This is a genomic window from Clostridium sp. AM29-11AC, from assembly GCF_003480545.1.
GTDB lineage: Bacteria > Bacillota > Clostridia > Lachnospirales > Lachnospiraceae > Otoolea > Otoolea saccharolyticum_A.
In genome coordinates, this window is the sequence record NZ_QUJI01000036.1 from 1 (window position 1) to 17,805 (window position 17,805).

Consider the following 17,805-nt stretch of genomic DNA (forward strand, 5'->3'; position numbering starts at 1 on the left):
AGAAGATGAAAAACCATCTCAGGGAATTGACGGTAAGGGGAAATAAGTGGAGCAACCCGGAGAGAGAAGAGAAACTCAGGAAATATACGACTGGGTGGATCAACTGCTACCGGTACGCGGATATGAAAAACCTGATGGAAGTCACAGACGAATGGCTCCGCCACAGAGTCCGAGCGGTGTACTGGAGACAATGGAAGAGAGTGCGGACGAGATATAAAATATTTCGGGCACTCCAGCTGCCGGAGCGGCAGGTGCATAAGATGGCGAACTGCCGGAAGGGAACATGGAGAGCGGCGGAAATGTTGAACTCGGTGCTTACCAAGACAATAATAGTGGACAGACTCGGATATCCATCCATGACTGCCCACTATCTAAAAGTACGTGTAAACTATTGAACCGCGTAGTACCGAACGGTACGCTACGTGGTGTGGAAGGGGAGGGTCAAATCTCCCCTATCCGATCGCCAAAAAGCCCGCCTGCTGGCTGTGAGCGCGGTATTTTTAACACAGCTTCAGGCACATTTCTTTGTGCTGCAGATCTGCTGGATGCAGAGTAGATCCGCATATCGCGGGGCTGTTTGTGAAGGAGGAGGTCAGAGGAAGGGGAATCGGGAGAAAACCTCTGTGGAGGGCAGAGAACAGGAAAAAGGCTTTCTCTCTGTATGTACAGGGACAATCGAAAGGCATGGCTGTTTTGCCGCTGAAAAGGATTTTCAGAAGAAAGGGATCCTGCCTCTCCGGATATGGGAGAGGCAGAAAGGCTGATGACATGGGGCAGACAGAAAACAGAGGAATGTAAAAAATAGATCAGGGATTGTATAGAAAATAAAAAATATAAGTATTGTTCTTATAAAAAGTAAAATAAAGGTAAAAAGATAGTTAAAAAATAAGATTTCTCTTGAATTTTTAGAATTTTAAGGTAGAATTAGCTTTGTTTGGAGAAGAACTTAGAAACAAAGCTGAGAGAAGGAGCGGAAGACAGACTGAAAGCAAACGGAAGGAAAGGGCAGCCAAACATGCGGCTGAACATTCGGCCTGACGGATCCGCCGATTCCTCAGTATGGAAATTTTAAAAATTCACAGGAGAACAGAGATGAGAAACTACAAATTACTTACGCCAGGTCCTCTCACCACTACGGACACGGTAAAACAGGTGATGATGTTTGATCACTGTACATGGGATGACGATTATAAGCAGATCACTCAGAAAATTCGCAGAGAGCTTCTGGGGCTGGCTCATGTCACCGAGGACGAGTATACGGCAGTGCTGATGCAGGGTTCAGGAACCTTTGGAGTGGAGAGCGTACTCAGCAGCGTAGTGCCGCAGGATGGAACGGTGCTTTTGCTGAGCAACGGTGCTTACGGTGAGAGAGCTGCTAAAATATGCGAATATCACCATATTTCCTGTATTCACATAACGCAGTCTTACGACAAGACACCTGATGCAGGAAAGGCAGAGGAGGCCTTAAAGAACCACCCTGAAATTACCCATGTGATGATGATTCACAGTGAGACCACCAGCGGAATTCTGAATGATATTGCGACCATCGGCGGGCTGGCTCATACTTATGGAAAGGTCTTTATTGTGGATGCGATGTCCAGCTTTGCAGGCGTTGACATTCCGGTTCGGGACTGGCACATTGATTTTCTCGTAAGCTCCGCCAATAAGTGCATCCAGGGAGTTCCGGGATTTTCCTTTATTATTGCCAACAGAAAATTGCTGATGGAGTCTAAGGGGTGCGCGAGAAGCCTTTCTCTTGATCTCTACGATCAGTGGGCAGGCATGGAACAGGATGGAAAATGGCGCTACACATCCCCGACCCACGTAGTTCTCGCCTTTGACCAGGCCATAAAGGAGCTTAAAAACGAGGGCGGCATCGAGGCAAGGCATGCCCGCTACCAGAAAAATATGGACACCCTTGTGGAAAACTTTGAAAAGCTGGGCTTTAAGCTCTATGTGGACAAGGCATGGCAGGGGCCGATTATTGCCACCTTTCTGTACCCGGAGGGAAGAAAATTCGACTTCCAGGATATGTACCACTACATCAAGGAGAGGGGATATGCAATCTATCCCGGAAAACTGACGGATGCAGATACCTTCCGGATTGGCGTGATCGGCGAGATCCATGAGGAGGATATCCAGAAGCTGACAGAGATCATGCAGGAGTACATGAAGAAGACTGAACAGCAGTAAAACCATAAGAAAACAAAGGCTGCCACGGAAACGGCGGCAGGTTTGCCGGCTGTCCCAAGACAGCAGGATGGGCGGCTGGCCGGAAATGAACAGGAAATTTGAGGAAGAAAAGGCAGAGAAAATAATATCTGCCGGGAGGACTGGAATGAAAATAGAGGGTGTTATTTTTGACTGGGCCGGCACGACAGTAGACTATGGATGCTTTGCACCGGTCAGGGCATTTATGGAGATTTTCAGGGAATATGGGATTGATGCGACCATGGAAGAGACCAGGAAGCCCATGGGGATGCTGAAATGGGATCACATTAAAACCATGCTGTCTATGAACCGGATTCACAGTGAGTGGGTGAAGGTTCACGGACGGGAGTGGACGGACCGGGATGTGGACGAGATGCACGAGAAATTTTCGGAGAAACTGCTGGGGATTCTCCACGGATATGCAGAAGTAAAGCCTTATGTTCTGGAAGCAGTAAGACAGCTGAGAGACAGGGGAATAAAAATCGGATCCACGACGGGATATACGGATCAGATGATGGAGATTGTAGTTCCAAAGGCAGCAGAAAACGGATATGAGCCGGATTTCTGGATCTCCCCGAACAGCGTGGGCAATATGGGGCGTCCTTATCCGTATATGATCTTTGAAAACATGAGACAGCTTGGACTTAGGAATGTGCATACCGTTATGAAGGTGGGAGATACCATTTCAGATATTCAGGAGGGAGTAAATGCAGGCGTGATCTCTGTGGGAGTCTTGGAGGGAAGTTCCGAGATGGGACTGACAGAACAGGAGTACGAGGCCCTTTCTGAAGCTGACAAAAAAGCGGCTAAGGAGAGGCTGACCCAGAGCTACCGGGAGGCAGGGGCAGACTATGTCATTGACCATATGGGCTGCCTGTGCGATCTCATCGACGAGATTGAGGGACAGTCTGTCTAAAGAAGATACAAAAGCATTTCGGAACAGGCGGACAGAGTTTTTGAAACAGCGTCTGGACTTCAAATGAAATTTTGGCAATTTTTTGATAAGATTTGTTAAATTTTGATTGACAGAAGAGTCCTCCTGTGATATGATATATCTCGGCTCAGGGAGCCGGGAAGTGCTGTTGTAGCTCAGTAGGTAGAGCGTCGCATTGGTAGTGCGGAGGTCACGGGTTCGATTCCCGTCAGCAGCTTTTTTCTTTTACCCTTGTAAATACTGGATTTTTCCTGTATTTACAAGGGTTTTTGCGTATCTGGAATGAAACGGTACTGCGGCATTAAGTACCTGTTTTTCAGCGTTCATGCAACACGAATGCAACACGGAAATCACACGTTTTTCAGCTTTTCAAAATGCTGATTAATTTTCTTTGTCTGCCGTACCGTCTCCAGGTCGATGGTATTCCGGTATACCGATTTCATAATATTGTCAGAGGCCCACCCTCCGCGCTGGAGGATATACTGATCCGGCACGCCGATCGCGTGCATAATCGATGCGGCATAGTGCCGCAGGTCGTGGAAACGAAAATGGGGGATGTCTAAAGTTTTCAGCACCCGGCCAAACCGGTGAGTAACATAGTCGGGATCCATTCTGACAATCTGCCCCCGTCTGCCGGACAGTTTTGCTATTACAAAATCAGGCAGGACGACTTCCCGATAACTTCCGTAAGTCTTAGGTTCCTTAATATGCCATGTTCTTTCTGAGTCTTTTACCATAGATTTACTCACAACCACCGTATTTCCCACAACATCCTTATCTGTCAGGGCGCATATCTCGCCCCGCCGCAGCGGCCCGAAAGCTGCCAGAAGAACGGCAATCTCAAGCTCTGTTCCCTGTATGTGCCGAAGCAGCGTTTTTACATCCTCGTCGCTGGGGCAGTAGAGCTCCGGCTTTTTCCTGGCGGGCATCTGTACTTTTAAGTGGAGATCCGGAGCAAACATATCCAGAGCAGCAGCCAGCAGGCCATAAGCGTTTCTGACTGTTTTGGGGGACAGACCTTTTTTCACCAGCTCAGATACCCATATCTGGGCGGCTGTGCTGTCCAGTTCCCGAAGCGGCACACGCCCGAATGAGCCGCCGAAATAGCAGCGTTTAAGATAATCATATCCCCGCATGGTGGAGGGGCTTAAAACGGCTTCCCTGACAGTCAGGTAGCGTTCCACAGCTTCCAGGACGGTCAGATTATCAGGCTCCCTGATTCCCTTTTTCCGGTTCAGCTTCCACTCCTCGGCTAAAAGCTGGGCTTCCTTCTTTGTGGCTGCAGTAAAGCTCCTGTAATGCCGCTTTCCGGCAGCATCCACATAGTCCAGGGCCTGCACCCGGTAACTTCCGGACGGCAGGGCATTTTTCTTTTTCTTCGGTTTCTTTTTCTCCATCTGGTTTTCCTCCTCTAACAAATGGTATAAAAAATACAGCTATGCAAACCTATGTTCTGATTGCATAACTGCCCCCGAAGATGATACAATATTTTTGGCAGAATATTGTGTCCTCTTCGGAGGGGCCGCGATTGGCGTCGCGGCTGGTACCGGCTTCCCGTTGGCGCGGGGGGCCGGTATAAAATGTATGGAAAGCCGTTCGGTGCCGGAAACACCGGGCGGTTTTTCGTATTTGACAAATAATTCTCTCTGACATATAATATACTTAACAAGAGAACCGAAAGCTGGGTGAAGTCCAGCCGCCGGCGAGAGTAATTTGCTGAAAGTAGCGCCTTATCTTACCAGGACAGGGGCGCTACTTTTTGTGTTCGCTGAGAGTAACAACAAGAGTAACGATAGAACAAATCATGCTCACAAAGGCGAATAGATCGCTGTATGTAACCATGTGTACCAGCCCCTTTCTAAAAAGTCCGGAAGCTGGGGTATCGCCCCTTCGGTTCCCCGGGTAAGGATATTTTATTGTCAAGGTGGCGTTCCCTGGAACTGTCCATCGTTCCAGGGAACGGTAGAATTATACCTCTTTTTTCATTTTTGCGAAGCCTATATAAGATAAAATCATCTCAATAATTACAAACATGAAATACACTGGGAAAAGAACTAATGCCACTGTATAGAGAATAGCTCCGGTAAGAGCAAATCCCCGTTTACGCATAAACAAGCCTAAAGCATTAAAGATTACTGCAAGAGCAGTAAAAATAAGGTGTGGCATAACGATAGCCGTCGCTAATCCTGCTCCCACCTGTTCAGCAGTAGATGCACTTCCACTGACAGCCCCGGTCCAGTAAAATATAGAATAAATCAGGTAGGCAACGCCTAATATAAATGATATAAGTAAGCATTTGCTGAGTTTCTGTTTCATATAAATTTCTCCTTATCAATCTGTTTTCTGATAAAAATTGTAAAATATTTTAGTTCAGATTTGCAATAGCATAGTCAGCTTCTTCCTGAGTGAACTTTTCACCATATTCAGAAGTAAGCTGATCGCGAATAGCCTCCGGTGACATACTCATAGTATCTTGATAAGACTTAGCTTTTTCAAGGGCGTTTGCATTCCAGTCAGCCTGGACATTATCTATGGCATACTGTGCTTCTTCAGCTGTAAACTGCTCGCCGTATTCTGACACGAGCTGATCATAAATGCCAACCTTTGACATGTGCATGGTACTACTGTAATCCTCAGCTTTTGCAAGAGCATTTGCATTCCAATCTGCATTTATATTGTCAATGGCATATTGAGCAGCTTCTGGACTGAACTTTTCCCCATATTCAGAAGTGAGCTGATTATAAATACCGGCCTTTGACATGTGCATCATATTGCTGTAACTTTCAGCTTTCTTGAGAGCAGATTTATATTCAGTGGGAATGTTACTTTCTGTTTCCTGAGCAACTGCTGTCTCTGTTTCTGCAATAGCATTATTAAGAGAATCGGCACTTTCAGAAACTGTAGATTCAATAGAAGAAGTTGTTTCGGAATCAGATGAGGAATTACCTCCGGCGATGCCAATGATTCCAATTATCACGATCGCAGCTACAACAACTAAGCAGCCAGATTTTTTTTGCTTTTCTTTTCTGGCATAGAATCGGCCTGAATTTGGTTTTCTTTCTTTTTCATACGTGTTTCCTCCCTAAAGGTAAAATTTTATTAAAACGCCATAGGCTGTTTTAATTTTGTTTATCTGATTTAATCTTCTTCATCCCCATCAAGATCATCCTCATAGTCTGTGGTATAAGGCGTATCTGTGGACTGAGATTGCCTGAATTCTTCAGCGAGCATAGTTTTGTTAAATTCAGCAGTAGGATCTAATTCATTAACCAGATTCTCCAGCTCATCCAGTGACGAGTAGAAAAATTCTTTCCGCATATTAACTTTGTTTACACGTTTACCGTTAAGAATAGAGTGTAATTTATTTTCCAAGGCAACAGCATCATCAGAGAAAATGAAACTATGTACATCGAAGCGGAAAGGAACGCTGGCACTTCCCAACTCATCGACACGCTCCTGAGGATTTAACCTTCTAGTCATTCCAATTTTGAAGACGTTCTCTCCGAAGGAACCTAAGTTGCTGATAATATATACATTTCCAGCTTTTCCATTCTGCAATTTTGAGATCTCTTCCTTTTTCAAAGACACATCTGAAAGTTGCCCTTGAAGCTCTAAAATTTTTGCCTTGAGGTCTGCAATCAGTTTATCATCTGTAGCTGTGGCCAAAGTCTCGATATTTTTTTGAATCTCGCTCTGGTATTTTGATTCTTCTTGTTCAATTTTTTTACGCTGTAATTCCAAAGCTTTTCTTTCTTCTGCTTCTTCACGCATTTGCTGTTTAAGAGCCAACTGCTCTTGGCGGGCCTGCTCTTTTTTTACATAGTAATTGTACTCAATTTTAACAGCGTCGATAAACAGATATTCAATTTCGCCTATAAATCTGGTCAATGTTCCAGCAATACTCTGATTACCTGCTCCTGCAATTTGAAGGTATTTAGCGGTTATATTTTTTATGTGATCGATAGCCTGATCCAGTTTTTCATACTTTAAATTGTATAAAACATTTTGCAGCTCCGCCCGTAAGGCAATAACCATTAATTGATAGATAGTTTGATTTGCCTTAGTTGTATACCTTGTAGCATAAAGCTCTAAAATATGGTTAATAGCTTTCTCATTTTCTCTATAAGTTTTGCGTAAAGATTTAATATCCATGCAATGGAGTTTTAAAATCACGCTAGGAGAAAATTCATCATACGCAGCATCATCCAGTGCAGAAAGCCGTTCAGCGGAATCAGATTGAATAAAATGGGTGATGCAGTAGTCAACGCTTTTATATAATTCTTTTGTTCGTTGAAGTTTTCTTTCCTGGGTGGCGATCTGTTTTACGAGAAGTTCGTTTCTCTGCTCCAATTCTGTAATCTCATTCCGAAGGCGGGCAATAATATCATTGTTTTTTTGCGTTTCAAGGCTGAAGTTCTGCTCCATTTCGGAATGCTGTTTGGATAGTTCATCTATTTTATTTCTGACTTCTAAATATGTGTCAGCCCCGAGTTCATTAAGCTGGTTTTGAAGCAGCTGTACCTGCTCGTTTAGTGCATTTTTTTCAGCAGTTATATCCTGAAGCGAGGATTCAGAGGCTAAAAAATGTTGATTTTGTTTTTTAGAATCCACATATTGAAGAACCAGCAAAATAAAAGCGGCGATCCCTGGGATTACCAGTGGCCAAAAAAGCGATAGCAAAAAGATGAACCATGTCTGCAAATACCATTTTCTTTTCATGTTAAATTTTGTCCTTTCTCATTAGTGGATTTTAATCTTAATTCAATTAATCTTTTCTCATACCCCAATAAGCGGGATAACTGATCGGTGTTATAGTTGCGGTATTCTGCCAAGATACCATCATCTATCAGTAAGTCCACGGCAAAAGTATCAGCCTCTATTTCATATTTAGAAGTATTAAAATTAGTATGGCTATCCATAAAAATAGTATTGGCCTTTTTATGAAGGAACATATGCCCCATTTCATGGGCGCATTCAAATGCCTGTTCGTGGCGGGGAAGGTTTTCGTCTATATAAATAATATTGTTCCTCTGAAAATATTGATAGAAAGCCCTGGTGTCAATCAGAGGGGCAAAGACGAGTATGACATTCAATCCCTGGATGATTTCAAACGGATTGCGGGTTTTATATTTCCGCGCCAGGGCATCCGCTTTTTTCTTTATATCCATAAAATCATCAGTCCTTTTTGTATTTCTTTGGAGTATATGTTTCCTTATTCTTTTTCTTGGCCAATTCCATTCCTACCTGCATGGCGGATAGGATTGAATCGATGGCCTCCGGACTGGCGGGTTTTCCATCAAACATCAGACCTTCCTGGGAGAGCAGCTGCTCTTTTGTTTGGTTTAGGATTTTTTCTATGTCACGTTCATCTCGAGAAGTTAGAATGCTCCGCTCTTCTACTAAATCGGATTTTGATATCCCGAAATAATTAGCCATTAGCTCTATTTTATCAATACGAGGATATGAATTACCTTTAACCCAGTCAGTAAAAGTAGTATATTTGACGCCTAAGGCATCGCACATATCCTGTCGGCTTTTTCCGTATTTATCCATATAAAATTGGATATTTTTTGCCATTATTTCTTTATTTCCAAGTCCGCTCATGTATTGTCCTCCTTACATTATGATTATATGATTAACTCGTAAAAAAATCAAGATAATCTTAAAAAATTACGGAAAAATCGTTGACATTACGGTTAAACCGTAGTATAGTTAATCCATAAACAGAAAGGAGGAAACAATCTTGCAGAGTGCAAAGACGCGTTTCACATTAAAAACTGCACGGGAGATGAAAAAGTATACACAGGAAGAAGCCGCGAAGCTCATAGGCATTAGTGCAGATACCTTGGGAAATTACGAGAGAGGGAAAAGTTATCCTGACGTGCCGGTTTTGAGGAAGATCGAAGAAGTATACGGCGTACCATATGAGCGGCTTATTTTTTTACCCTTAGATTACGATAAAACCGTAAATATTATTTGAAGTATGCTCCGAAAAAATAGCCACAGACAGGTGCTATATGGAGCTGCTGAAGTAGGAGGTGAGTTTATGTCAAGGCAGGTATTAAAACCACCAGAATGGTGGTATTGGCCGAAGGACTGGATTAACGAGATCAAGGCCCGAAAGGGCTGGACAGATAAGGATATTGCTAAGTATCTGGGAGTGAGTACCCGGACCGTGCTCTACATAAAGAAGGAGCCGTGGAACCGCTCAGGAGAACTTATCCTGAAGCTGCTTTATCTCAGGAATCGCACAGTAGGAATAAGCAAGGAGGAAAGTGATGCATAAGACAGAGATTACTTCGTCGCAGCCAAAGCAGGAGCATCCGCTTAAGGTAGAGCGGCAAATCAACGAGGCCCTGCGGGAGGAAAACCGCTTCCTGGAACGGGCGCTACTGTTTACAGAGATTCTGGCGGCGGGGTTCTTCGGAGCATTTTTGGCCGTTATGTCAGCGGCTGGATGGCTGTGATGAAAAAGAAAGCCAAAGGAAAGATTATTTTTCTGCCGTCTACCTGCAAGACCTGCCGGAAGCGGTATCATTGCCTGGAATATACCCGATGGTACCCCTGCAGGGACTATGAGAGGGAGGTGAAACGTCATGTACGAGTGGAAAGTAAGCAGAAACGTCAGCTGCTACCAGATTTACCGTCAGACACGGCCGCTGCGGCTGGGAGAACCAATGCACAGCGGCGTGCGGGAGACAAGAGGACCATATGCGACCGAAGAGGAGGCACAGGCGGCAGCAGATGAGCTGAATGCAAAGAGAAGATAGGAAAACAGGAGGAAAAAGGAATGGATTTACAGAAAAGGGCGCTGGAGCTTTCAGTGAAGGTGGCGGAGGCGATCAACCCGGTGAGCTGGAAGGATGCGCCGCTGTGCATTCTTGCGCTGGAAAGTTATGCAAGAGAGCTCCGGGAACGGCTTCCGGAGGCAGGAACAGTGGCGGACGAGCTTGCAGCTCATATCAGCTATCTTACAGTGGTACATGAACGTAAAGAAAATGCGCCCGCCGGCGGCAACCGGACAGGCGCAGGTGAAAATAAGTAAACATGATAAGTGTAACCCAGAACAGGAGGAAATGCAAGCATGAAAAACAGAAACAGGATGTTTGTTCCTGAAGATGCCAATGAGGAGGCACTGATGCTGATGGGACGGGTGGAAGCCCTGGCTGCTTATGTGTGTCTGGAAAAGTATTCGATTGAGCGGGAAGTGGTTGCCGCGATTCTTGGATTTGATTTAGAGCCAGAGACAAACTGCGGAGTGACCGAGATAAAAAGAAAGACGGACGGGGAGGAAACGGAAAATGAACCGTTACCGCTGTGATGAGTGCGGCTGCTATCTGGATCCGGGCGAGGGAAGACTCTGCGAGGAGTGTCTGGAGTTAAAGAAAAGTCGGGCTTTGCGGATGAAGCAGAGCCTGAGCGTCTTCCAGGAGACGGAAAGCGGCCAGATGAGAATGAGGGTTCAGGGAGCTTAAAGGAGTAGCTATGTACTATAAAGGAATGACAGGCACACCAGAGGAAGGGCATGTGGTAGAGGAAGCAATAGCTTATGATTATGCACTGGAGCGATGCCTGAAAGGGACAGAGGAGGATCAGAGAGAGTTCCGCGAGATGCTTGTGGAATGGTTTTATTCCGGGAACTGGATAGAGGAGGAAGACGATGGAGAAGAAGGCGCTTGAATTCCGCACGCTGCAGGCAGGAGAGATTGACTGCCGGATTGCCACAGCAACCGAAAAGGGAGTGTCCCTGCTGCTTTACAAGGATGCCAGGGTAGATCAGAACATATTAGACGAAACCGTAGGCCCTATGAACTGGCAGCGGGCCCATAGCAGAGACAATGCCAACTGCACAGTCAGCATCTGGGATGGTGAGAAGCAGCAGTGGATCTCTAAAGAAGACACAGGAACAGAAAGCTACACGGAAAAGGAGAAGGGGCTTGCCTCCGACTCCTTTAAACGGGCCTGTTTTAACTGGGGAATTGGAAGGGAACTGTATACAGCGCCATTTATTTGGATTCCGGCCGGAAATTGCCGGATCCAGGAAAAGGCAGACAGAAACGGAAAGAAGTGGGCCTGCAATGACCGCTTTTCTGTAAAAGAAATTGGCTACGATGATGCCAGGAATATCTGCTCTCTGGTGATATGCAATGACAGCCAGAAGGGCAGGATCGTGTTTAACCTGGCACATCCGGAAAAGACAGACAAGCCGCTGCCGGCATCTGCGCCTCAGCGGGGAGAACCGGAAAAATTGAAGGAAGAGCCGAAGGTAGGAAAGGCGCATATTCAGACTTTGTACAACGAATGCGGCCGGACCGGCCTGCACTGGAAGCAGATTGCGGGAACCTATGGGGTACAGGAACTAAAGGATTTGACCATTTCCCAGTTTCGGGATGCAATGGAAAAGTTTAAACGGTACCCGGACAAGCCGGATCCTTCCATGCAGACAGAACCGCCGGAGAAGATGGACGGAGTTCCCTGGAATTAGCAGCACAGGTAAAAGAAATGGAGTTTAAAGGACAGTTAAAAAGTATTTCCTGTGATTATTTTACCGGACATACCCTAATCACCTGCGAAACCGATGAAATGGCAGCTCCCCGGCTGGAGGAGCTGCAGGGTATTCCTCTGGCTATTACGTTTAAAAAGTTTCGGAAGAAGCGAAGCCTGGACGCCAACGCGTATTACTGGGTGCTTGTCGCAAAACTGGGAGACAAGCTGAACCTGTCAAAACCGCATCTGCACAATATCCTGTTAAGGAGATACGGGCAGCCTGCAATCATTGACGGCAAGATGATTTATCTCGTTCTTCCAGACAGTGACCAGGGAGCCCGGGCCGCGGACGAAGCAGAGACCTTCCACATCAAGCCTACTTCTGAGGTGAAGACTGGAAGGGATGGAGAACGGTTCCGCACCTATGTGATGCTTCGTGGATCCAGTACCTACAACACGGAGGAGATGGCCCATCTGATTGACGGATTGGTGTCCGAATGTAAGGAAGTAGGCATTGAGACGGCTGCTCCGGAAGAACTGAGCCGGATGCTGGAACTCTATGAGGCGAACCGGAAGCGGAAGGGAAAAACGGAATGAAGAGACTTTGGAGCGTATTTACAGACGATATGGAACACTGCTATTTCACTGGCAGCCCTTACGTGGAGAGGCATCATATTTTTGAGGGACGCAAGGGGAATAAGAAAAAATCGGAAGCCAGGGGATTTATCATCCCTTTGCGTCCGGAACTGCACCCCAACGGCGCTTCCTTCCAGAGGACACCGGAGAATGCAGGAATAGATAAGATGCTTAAGCAGATGGCTCAGAGATACTATGAGAGCCATTACGGGAGCCGGGACGAGTTCATCAAGGAATTCGGACGCTCCTATTTATAACAACCTCCTATGGCACAATAATATATCACGAACGATGATGCCATTGGTGATACAACCGGCCGGGGACTTGACCGTACCCCGGCTACTCAAAAAAGAAAGGCGGGAGAGCCTTGAATTATATCGCAGAGATTAACGGATTTGAGCGGTGGCTCGAAACCCATTCCCTCCCCACCCTGACGCAGCTTTTGTGGTACAAGCTGCTGTATCTGAGCAGCAGGGCCGGCTGGCCGGAATGGACGCAAGTAGATAACCGCCGCTTGATGGTGTCCCTGCAGATAGCAAGAGAAGCATCCCTGACAGAGAGCAGGGACCGGCTTGTGAATGCAGGGCTGGTAGAATACCAGAAGGGACGTAAAGGGGTCCCGGGGCGTTACCGCCTTATCTCATTAGCTACGGAATATACTTACAATTTGAAAGTACAACCCGAAGTATATCCCGTAGTACAACCCGAAGTATATCCCGTAATACAAAGCGTAGACATAATAAACAATAAAAATAAACAAAAACAGCAAAAGAGTAATCCTGACGGATTACCAGAAAAGACGGACGCCTTTTCTGACCAGCTTGCCACGATTCGAGAGTTATACAACTCCGTCTGCGGGTCGTATCCCCGCCTGGTGAAGATGTCAGAAGCAAGAAAGAAGGCAGTTCGGGCCAGACTGCGCGCTGGTTATACCGTGGACGATTTCCGGAGACTGTTTGAGATGGCCGAGGCCAGCAGTTTCCTGAAGGGGAAAAATAACTGGAACTGGACAGCCACGTTTGACTGGCTGATTGCGGATGCCAACATGGCAAAAGTTCTGGACGGTAATTACAGTGACAGAGAAGGGCAGAAGAGGGAGAAGGATGAATCGGAAGCCTGGAAATCCCATCGCGATTACTACGGCCGGTATCTGAGTGAAGGGAGTGGCCAGGGGAAAGGCGGCAGTGGAAAGCCGAAGAACCGTTTTCACAACCTGGAGGAGCACGGCTATGACTACGAGGATATACTGGAGCGAATGGGAGGAATTTATGGGCAGGAAGAAAATACCGAAAATCAGCCGGGAGGAGATTAATCGTATCTCAGGTGAGAAACAGGACAGAATCCTGAAATATATGCGGGAAACAGGACCGCTGACCATACAGGCGGCAGCAAAGGCCCTGGCTCTGACGCATAGCGATGCCAGAAACCAGTTTGGAAACCTGAGAACGAAAAATGTTATCGACTGTGTGGGACGCTGCAGGGAGGGCTATCTGTATACAGTTCACAGGGAAGATGTGAAGACTTACCGGGAACAGAGGGAAGAGCTTCAGGCGGGCGAGGCGATCTGGCCCGAGACAATAGAGAAATTCCGGAAGTGTATTGCCCCTGGAGATGTTTATTACTACCGGGATGAAGAAGGATCCAGAAGACGGACGAAGGTAGCGGACACCAGATACCCGCATATCTGCCTGTTTGACAACGGGCAGACCTATTCATGGGCGGATGTGGTGCGTTGCAGCAGAAAGGGTGTCCATACTCTGGGAGAATGGCCGAGATAGAGAGGAAATATGAAACACATTTACGGGAAGTATTACATCGAACCGGAGACTGCCGGACGATTCCAGATTCTTCAGGAAACGTCCAGAGGATACGCGCCCATTGGCTGTTATTTTAGTCCAGCTCTGGCAGCAGAAGAACTGGCAGACCGGGAACATGGAGAACGGTGGATCAGACAGCGAATAGAGGAGGAAATGAAGCGTGAAGCAGAGAATCAGCCAGGAAAAGGTCCTAGATGTTATTAAAGCATACATAGAGCTCCATGGATATCCCCCAACGAACCGGGAGCTGATGGAAGAACTTGACTGTGGTTTGTCAACGGTCAACGGGCATTTATGGAGTATGCTGAAGAAAGGAATGTTAGAAACGGATCATCCGGTAGGAGCTTCCAGGGCATTCCGGATTCCAGGAATGCGGCTGGTAGATGTCGGGAAGTTACAGAAAGCCTGCAGACAGCTTACCGACTTGCTGGAGCACTGCAGAGATATGGCGGACGGTATCGATGCAGATCCTATCTGGAGAAAAGATGTGGATGCATTGGAAGCAGTGATAGGGGTGATCCAGGTGGGTGAGAGAAGAAATGACAGGAAGGGGGAGCTGGATGAGCGGGATTCGGGAGAAGTTGAGACAATAGGAGGTGCCTATGAAAAAGCTGTGTATTCAGGTATGTGAAAAGGTCTTACTGACCATAGAGGTAACAAAGGAGATGGAACGGGACTTTTATGACTGCTGGAATAAGGCGGAACATACAAAAGAATTTAAAGATTGTGACTCCTGCAGCTGGCATGGACAGAATGTGACGGAAGGAACTTCTGCCTGCGAGATTGCGGCTGAGCGAGGCAGCAGGGATGGGAAGATCATATGGAACGGTAGATTGGAGTGAGGAGGACTGACATGCAGGAATTGAAAATATATCGCTGTGAGTTTTGCGGTACAACTTACAGCACGAAAATAAAATGCCAAGACTGTGAAAGAGGGCATAGAAAGCCACGAGACATGAAACCTTCAAAATATATCCCGATATCACAGGATAAAACGGGATATCCAATATATATAGATATCGAGATGGATAATGGGAAAACCGTTAGATATGAGAGAAGGAAGGAAATAATGTAATGCAGGAATTAGAGAAGATTCTGGAAGAGATAGATGAAACAATAGAAAGGTATGTGGAAAATCCGTATATTGACGAAAAAGTAACGGATCTCTGCTATGGGATGAATATAGCGAAGGGCATCATCCGCAAGTACATATCTGGTAAGGACACAGATGTCCCTGCCAAAGACGGCTGGATTCCGGTGGAGGAACGGATGCCGGAAGATGGAACATATCTTTGCACATTTACTGGCGATTTAGTCGGACAGGAAGAGCCATTCACAGGAATGTGCGGGATAGAAAATGGTATATGGGATGAACCTGATTGCGTGATCGCCTGGCAGCCGCTTCCAGAACCGTATGAAGGAGTGTGAGAGAAATGACAATAGTTTATGACGTGCTTTTGGAGCAGTATGAGCATTATAAACCTGTTATCGGATATTGCGGAGAGCCAAAATATATCTGCATATTCTATGACGAGGATAAAAAGAAAGCCCTGAAAGAGATGCAAAAATACGTAAAGGATAATGGTTTTGTTACACCTGATAAGAAATACACGGTTGCAGATGTTGTTTTAAGGGAGCGAGAAGCTACGGGAAAAATAATCAGTATCACTCCGTATTATAAACTGTTCAACACTGTAACTGACGAACTTATAAAATAGCAGTAGAGGAAGGAGCAGGGGAATGATAGAGAAAGAAGCGATCAAAGTTATAGAGATTGCCATTGCCGAAGTTGAATGGGATTATCCGCTTGATTATGCGGTTGCTTTTGAAACGGCAATAAAAGCTTTGAAAGAAATCCATAAGTACCGGGAAATGGACAGAAAGCTCCGCAAATGCTTCGGGGATTGTGACGGACTTCTCAAAGCGGTTGTTGATGGAATTTGTTACCGAATAAGCGTAAAAGAACCGATAAAACTTCGCCTGCTGACTAATGAGGATGTAGATATGTGGGATGCTTACCGAGCAGTCGGTACCGTAGAAGAGTGCCGGAAAGCCAGGGAGAAGCAGAATCAAAAACCTCTAGATTTTTACGGAGACAGTGAAGACGGTAAACTGTTATGCCCTAACTGCGGAAATGACTTGTGGGAACTGAAAGAGTGTGGATTTAATAACTGTCCTTATTGCGGACAGGTTATCCAGTGGAATGAGAATTTGGAGGGAATGAAAGATGTCACGAGTGAGATGTAGACTTGCAGGAAGCAAGGTAAAGCGGCGGGGACAGGCAACTGTCGAGTGGTATAAAGATGGAGTGCCGCAATATTACTGCTATGGGTATATCGACAGAATGACAGATGAACCTCTTTCTGAATGTAAAGAATGCAGAGATTATGTTGGAAAAGCTCAGGATGATTTAGAAACATGGAAACAGAAGGGCGGGATTAAATGAAGTCTGATTTATACCACAACGGTAGCGGCGTGAGAGATCCCGTCGCCTGCCGGGCCATAAGAGAGGCAGACCGGCAGCCAGAGAACGTGAAGGACGCGATCCGCCGGATGAAAACCATTGCCAGATGGCATCAATGTGAGGTGACGGAGCGAATTGTCCTGAAGGATAAAAAAACAGGGCGCATATGGCCCTGAAGAAAGGAGGTTCCGGCGGCTTAAAACCGCCGGAGAGTATGAAAAAGAATCTATGTAAAAAGTAACTGTCTTACTTGATGGTTTAAGAATATCAGGAAGCTGTGACAGATTTATGTTGGAACTGTGAAAAATTTGTGAAAGAGGTGGCACCATTGGACAAGCAGATATTAGAACAGTACATAGATGCCTGTGAGTTGATTAAAGACACCAAGGAGGAAATAAAGAAGCTGAGGAAACGCCGGACCCAGATACAGCAGGACAGTGTGAAGGGCTCATCCCATGAGTTCCCGTATACGCTTCAGACCTACCACCTGGAGGGGCTTGGGTATGCGGTAGTAAAGGATCCGGACGAACTGGAACGAATGGAGGAGCTTCTGGCAAAGAGGATTCAGAATGCAGAACAGATTAGACGACAGGTTGAGGTTTGGCTGAATACAATATCTCCGAGGATGCAGCGGATCATTCGGTATAAGATTTTTGAGGAGATGACCTGGGGACAGGTGGCTGTCAGGATGGGAAGGAAGGCGACTGCGGACAGTGTGAGGATGGAATTTGAACGATTTATGGCAGCATAATAAAGTTTGTTCGATTTGTTCACATTGTTCGTTTTCAAAATGTTATAGTGTACCATGAAGCCAAAGGCATTTAGACGGTGACTTGTACTCTATACCAGGTGTCACAGCTCGGCGTGAGAATTAGGGCATCTTACCAGTGCCAGGTGGATAGGATAGCGGCTCTGAGCCCCAGTTTGATTCCTGGTGTAGCCATTGCGTTATTTATAAAAACAAAAAAGTCGGGTAGCTAGTCCGACTTTTTTGCCAGTATGTCTAAGCCAGGTGTGCAAAAATAAAGTATGTCAGTACAACGCACATGGTACTGAATACAAAAGAATTGCACTTAGGTAACATTTTATGTATCCACATAAAGAAATGAATACCAAATGTTCCAAGCAAAAACATACAGAAATCCACATTAGCCATCGTCTCAATTAATGTCGTCATTGTGTCTTTCTCCTTTTGCTTAGGTAGTGTAAAAAAGTTTGTGTCTTTGGAAGAAAATGACTCCTTTTTGGTAAGAATT

32 protein-coding genes and 1 tRNA gene are annotated in these 17,805 nt (G+C 45.9%); 27 read left to right on the plus strand and 6 right to left on the minus strand.

Annotated elements, in window-relative coordinates; all coding sequences use genetic code 11:
* The 4 genes from DW757_RS16305 to DW757_RS16325 all read left to right on the plus strand — a co-directional run.
* Positions 1-395, plus strand: a 395-nt coding sequence (locus DW757_RS16305; RefSeq protein WP_279221230.1) for a group II intron maturase-specific domain-containing protein, incomplete at its 5' end; no start/stop codon positions are given.
* 697 nt (positions 396-1,092) lie between these two features.
* Positions 1,093-2,193 carry a 2-aminoethylphosphonate--pyruvate transaminase gene (gene phnW, locus DW757_RS16315; protein WP_118752242.1) on the plus strand — a complete coding sequence of 367 codons (1,101 nt, stop codon included), beginning with the start codon at positions 1,093-1,095 and terminating at the stop codon, positions 2,191-2,193.
* A gap of 145 nt (positions 2,194-2,338) precedes the next feature.
* Positions 2,339-3,127: a phosphonoacetaldehyde hydrolase gene (gene phnX, locus DW757_RS16320; protein WP_087385295.1), complete on the plus strand. Its 789-nt coding sequence runs from the start codon at positions 2,339-2,341 to the stop codon at positions 3,125-3,127.
* A 162-nt stretch (positions 3,128-3,289) separates the two neighbouring features.
* Positions 3,290-3,362 (plus strand) — tRNA-Thr (locus DW757_RS16325).
* A gap of 133 nt (positions 3,363-3,495) precedes the next feature.
* Here DW757_RS16325 and DW757_RS16330 read toward each other — a convergent pair.
* The 6 genes from DW757_RS16330 to DW757_RS16355 all read right to left on the minus strand — a co-directional run bounded on the left by DW757_RS16330 (position 3,496) and on the right by DW757_RS16355 (position 8,749).
* Entirely contained in the window at positions 3,496-4,542 is a 1,047-nt protein-coding gene (locus DW757_RS16330; protein ID WP_118752243.1) for a site-specific integrase, read from the minus strand.
* A gap of 571 nt (positions 4,543-5,113) precedes the next feature.
* A complete protein-coding gene (locus DW757_RS16335; RefSeq protein WP_118752244.1) occupies positions 5,114-5,461 on the minus strand; it encodes a hypothetical protein in 348 nt (115 codons plus the stop codon).
* Positions 5,462-5,510: 49 nt separating this feature from the next.
* A complete protein-coding gene (locus DW757_RS16340) occupies positions 5,511-6,122 on the minus strand; it encodes an Ltp family lipoprotein (protein WP_243033747.1) in 612 nt (203 codons plus the stop codon).
* A gap of 161 nt (positions 6,123-6,283) precedes the next feature.
* Complete coding sequence (locus DW757_RS17530) at positions 6,284-7,864, minus strand: GIY-YIG nuclease family protein (RefSeq protein ID WP_207665913.1); 1,581 nt, start codon at positions 7,862-7,864, stop codon at positions 6,284-6,286.
* The gene (locus DW757_RS16350) at positions 7,861-8,313 is read right to left on the minus strand and encodes an ImmA/IrrE family metallo-endopeptidase (protein WP_118752246.1); all 453 of its coding nucleotides are present in this window, start codon (positions 8,311-8,313) and stop codon (positions 7,861-7,863) included. Before DW757_RS16350 ends, DW757_RS17530 begins: the two co-directional genes overlap by 4 nt.
* A 7-nt stretch (positions 8,314-8,320) precedes the next feature.
* The gene (locus tag DW757_RS16355) at positions 8,321-8,749 is read right to left on the minus strand and encodes a helix-turn-helix transcriptional regulator (protein ID WP_118752247.1); all 429 of its coding nucleotides are present in this window, start codon (positions 8,747-8,749) and stop codon (positions 8,321-8,323) included.
* A gap of 139 nt (positions 8,750-8,888) precedes the next feature.
* On the opposite strand from DW757_RS16355, the gene DW757_RS16360 reads away from it, so the two are divergent.
* From DW757_RS16360 to DW757_RS16455, 23 genes are all read left to right on the plus strand, one after another.
* Positions 8,889-9,125: a helix-turn-helix transcriptional regulator gene (locus tag DW757_RS16360; RefSeq protein ID WP_243033748.1), complete on the plus strand. Its 237-nt coding sequence runs from the start codon at positions 8,889-8,891 to the stop codon at positions 9,123-9,125.
* Positions 9,126-9,191: 66 nt separating this feature from the next.
* A complete protein-coding gene (locus DW757_RS16365; RefSeq protein WP_182433334.1) occupies positions 9,192-9,431 on the plus strand; it encodes a helix-turn-helix domain-containing protein in 240 nt (79 codons plus the stop codon).
* Entirely contained in the window at positions 9,424-9,612 is a 189-nt protein-coding gene (locus tag DW757_RS16370; RefSeq protein WP_118752250.1) for a hypothetical protein, read from the plus strand. The genes DW757_RS16365 and DW757_RS16370 overlap by 8 nt, the downstream gene beginning before the upstream one ends.
* A 129-nt stretch (positions 9,613-9,741) precedes the next feature.
* Positions 9,742-9,915 (plus strand): hypothetical protein, encoded by a 174-nt coding sequence (locus DW757_RS17475; protein WP_182433335.1) that lies wholly within the window; start codon positions 9,742-9,744, stop codon positions 9,913-9,915.
* A 20-nt stretch (positions 9,916-9,935) separates the two neighbouring features.
* Positions 9,936-10,190, plus strand: coding sequence for a hypothetical protein (locus tag DW757_RS16375; RefSeq protein ID WP_118752251.1), 255 nt, complete (start codon positions 9,936-9,938; stop codon positions 10,188-10,190).
* 39 nt (positions 10,191-10,229) lie between these two features.
* Positions 10,230-10,466 carry a hypothetical protein gene (locus tag DW757_RS16380; RefSeq protein ID WP_118752252.1) on the plus strand — a complete coding sequence of 79 codons (237 nt, stop codon included), beginning with the start codon at positions 10,230-10,232 and terminating at the stop codon, positions 10,464-10,466.
* Positions 10,447-10,620, plus strand: a complete 174-nt coding sequence (locus DW757_RS17480; protein ID WP_182433336.1) for a hypothetical protein — start codon at positions 10,447-10,449, stop codon at positions 10,618-10,620. The genes DW757_RS16380 and DW757_RS17480 overlap by 20 nt, the downstream gene beginning before the upstream one ends.
* Positions 10,621-10,630: 10 nt before the next feature.
* Positions 10,631-10,825, plus strand: a complete 195-nt coding sequence (locus tag DW757_RS16385; RefSeq protein ID WP_243033749.1) for a hypothetical protein — start codon at positions 10,631-10,633, stop codon at positions 10,823-10,825.
* The gene (locus tag DW757_RS16390; RefSeq protein ID WP_118752253.1) at positions 10,806-11,630 is read left to right on the plus strand and encodes a hypothetical protein; all 825 of its coding nucleotides are present in this window, start codon (positions 10,806-10,808) and stop codon (positions 11,628-11,630) included. The genes DW757_RS16385 and DW757_RS16390 overlap by 20 nt, the downstream gene beginning before the upstream one ends.
* Positions 11,631-11,647: 17 nt before the next feature.
* Complete coding sequence (locus DW757_RS16395; protein WP_118752254.1) at positions 11,648-12,229, plus strand: hypothetical protein; 582 nt, start codon at positions 11,648-11,650, stop codon at positions 12,227-12,229.
* The gene (locus DW757_RS16400) at positions 12,226-12,525 is read left to right on the plus strand and encodes a phosphoenolpyruvate carboxykinase (protein WP_118752255.1); all 300 of its coding nucleotides are present in this window, start codon (positions 12,226-12,228) and stop codon (positions 12,523-12,525) included. Before DW757_RS16395 ends, DW757_RS16400 begins: the two co-directional genes overlap by 4 nt.
* Before the next feature lie 110 nt (positions 12,526-12,635).
* Complete coding sequence (locus DW757_RS16405; protein WP_118752256.1) at positions 12,636-13,580, plus strand: hypothetical protein; 945 nt, start codon at positions 12,636-12,638, stop codon at positions 13,578-13,580.
* The gene (locus DW757_RS16410) at positions 13,537-14,046 is read left to right on the plus strand and encodes a hypothetical protein (RefSeq protein ID WP_118752257.1); all 510 of its coding nucleotides are present in this window, start codon (positions 13,537-13,539) and stop codon (positions 14,044-14,046) included. Before DW757_RS16405 ends, DW757_RS16410 begins: the two co-directional genes overlap by 44 nt.
* 9 nt (positions 14,047-14,055) lie before the next feature.
* Positions 14,056-14,289, plus strand: coding sequence for a hypothetical protein (locus DW757_RS17255; protein ID WP_147355650.1), 234 nt, complete (start codon positions 14,056-14,058; stop codon positions 14,287-14,289).
* Entirely contained in the window at positions 14,246-14,716 is a 471-nt protein-coding gene (locus DW757_RS16415; protein ID WP_118752258.1) for a hypothetical protein, read from the plus strand. Before DW757_RS17255 ends, DW757_RS16415 begins: the two co-directional genes overlap by 44 nt.
* Positions 14,688-14,927 carry a hypothetical protein gene (locus DW757_RS16420; protein ID WP_118752259.1) on the plus strand — a complete coding sequence of 80 codons (240 nt, stop codon included), beginning with the start codon at positions 14,688-14,690 and terminating at the stop codon, positions 14,925-14,927. The genes DW757_RS16415 and DW757_RS16420 overlap by 29 nt, the downstream gene beginning before the upstream one ends.
* A gap of 11 nt (positions 14,928-14,938) precedes the next feature.
* Positions 14,939-15,160 (plus strand): hypothetical protein, encoded by a 222-nt coding sequence (locus DW757_RS16425; RefSeq protein ID WP_118752260.1) that lies wholly within the window; start codon positions 14,939-14,941, stop codon positions 15,158-15,160.
* Positions 15,160-15,513 carry a DUF551 domain-containing protein gene (locus DW757_RS16430; RefSeq protein ID WP_118752261.1) on the plus strand — a complete coding sequence of 118 codons (354 nt, stop codon included), beginning with the start codon at positions 15,160-15,162 and terminating at the stop codon, positions 15,511-15,513. Before DW757_RS16425 ends, DW757_RS16430 begins: the two co-directional genes overlap by 1 nt.
* A gap of 5 nt (positions 15,514-15,518) precedes the next feature.
* Positions 15,519-15,803, plus strand: coding sequence for a hypothetical protein (locus tag DW757_RS16435; protein ID WP_118752262.1), 285 nt, complete (start codon positions 15,519-15,521; stop codon positions 15,801-15,803).
* 22 nt (positions 15,804-15,825) lie between these two features.
* Positions 15,826-16,332 (plus strand): hypothetical protein, encoded by a 507-nt coding sequence (locus DW757_RS16440; protein ID WP_118752263.1) that lies wholly within the window; start codon positions 15,826-15,828, stop codon positions 16,330-16,332.
* Complete coding sequence (locus tag DW757_RS16445; RefSeq protein WP_118752264.1) at positions 16,313-16,531, plus strand: hypothetical protein; 219 nt, start codon at positions 16,313-16,315, stop codon at positions 16,529-16,531. The genes DW757_RS16440 and DW757_RS16445 overlap by 20 nt, the downstream gene beginning before the upstream one ends.
* The gene (locus tag DW757_RS16450; protein WP_118752265.1) at positions 16,528-16,725 is read left to right on the plus strand and encodes a hypothetical protein; all 198 of its coding nucleotides are present in this window, start codon (positions 16,528-16,530) and stop codon (positions 16,723-16,725) included. The genes DW757_RS16445 and DW757_RS16450 overlap by 4 nt, the downstream gene beginning before the upstream one ends.
* A 143-nt stretch (positions 16,726-16,868) precedes the next feature.
* Positions 16,869-17,300, plus strand: coding sequence for an RNA polymerase subunit sigma-70 (locus tag DW757_RS16455; RefSeq protein WP_347560006.1), 432 nt, complete (start codon positions 16,869-16,871; stop codon positions 17,298-17,300).
* Positions 17,301-17,805 lie beyond the last annotated feature (505 nt).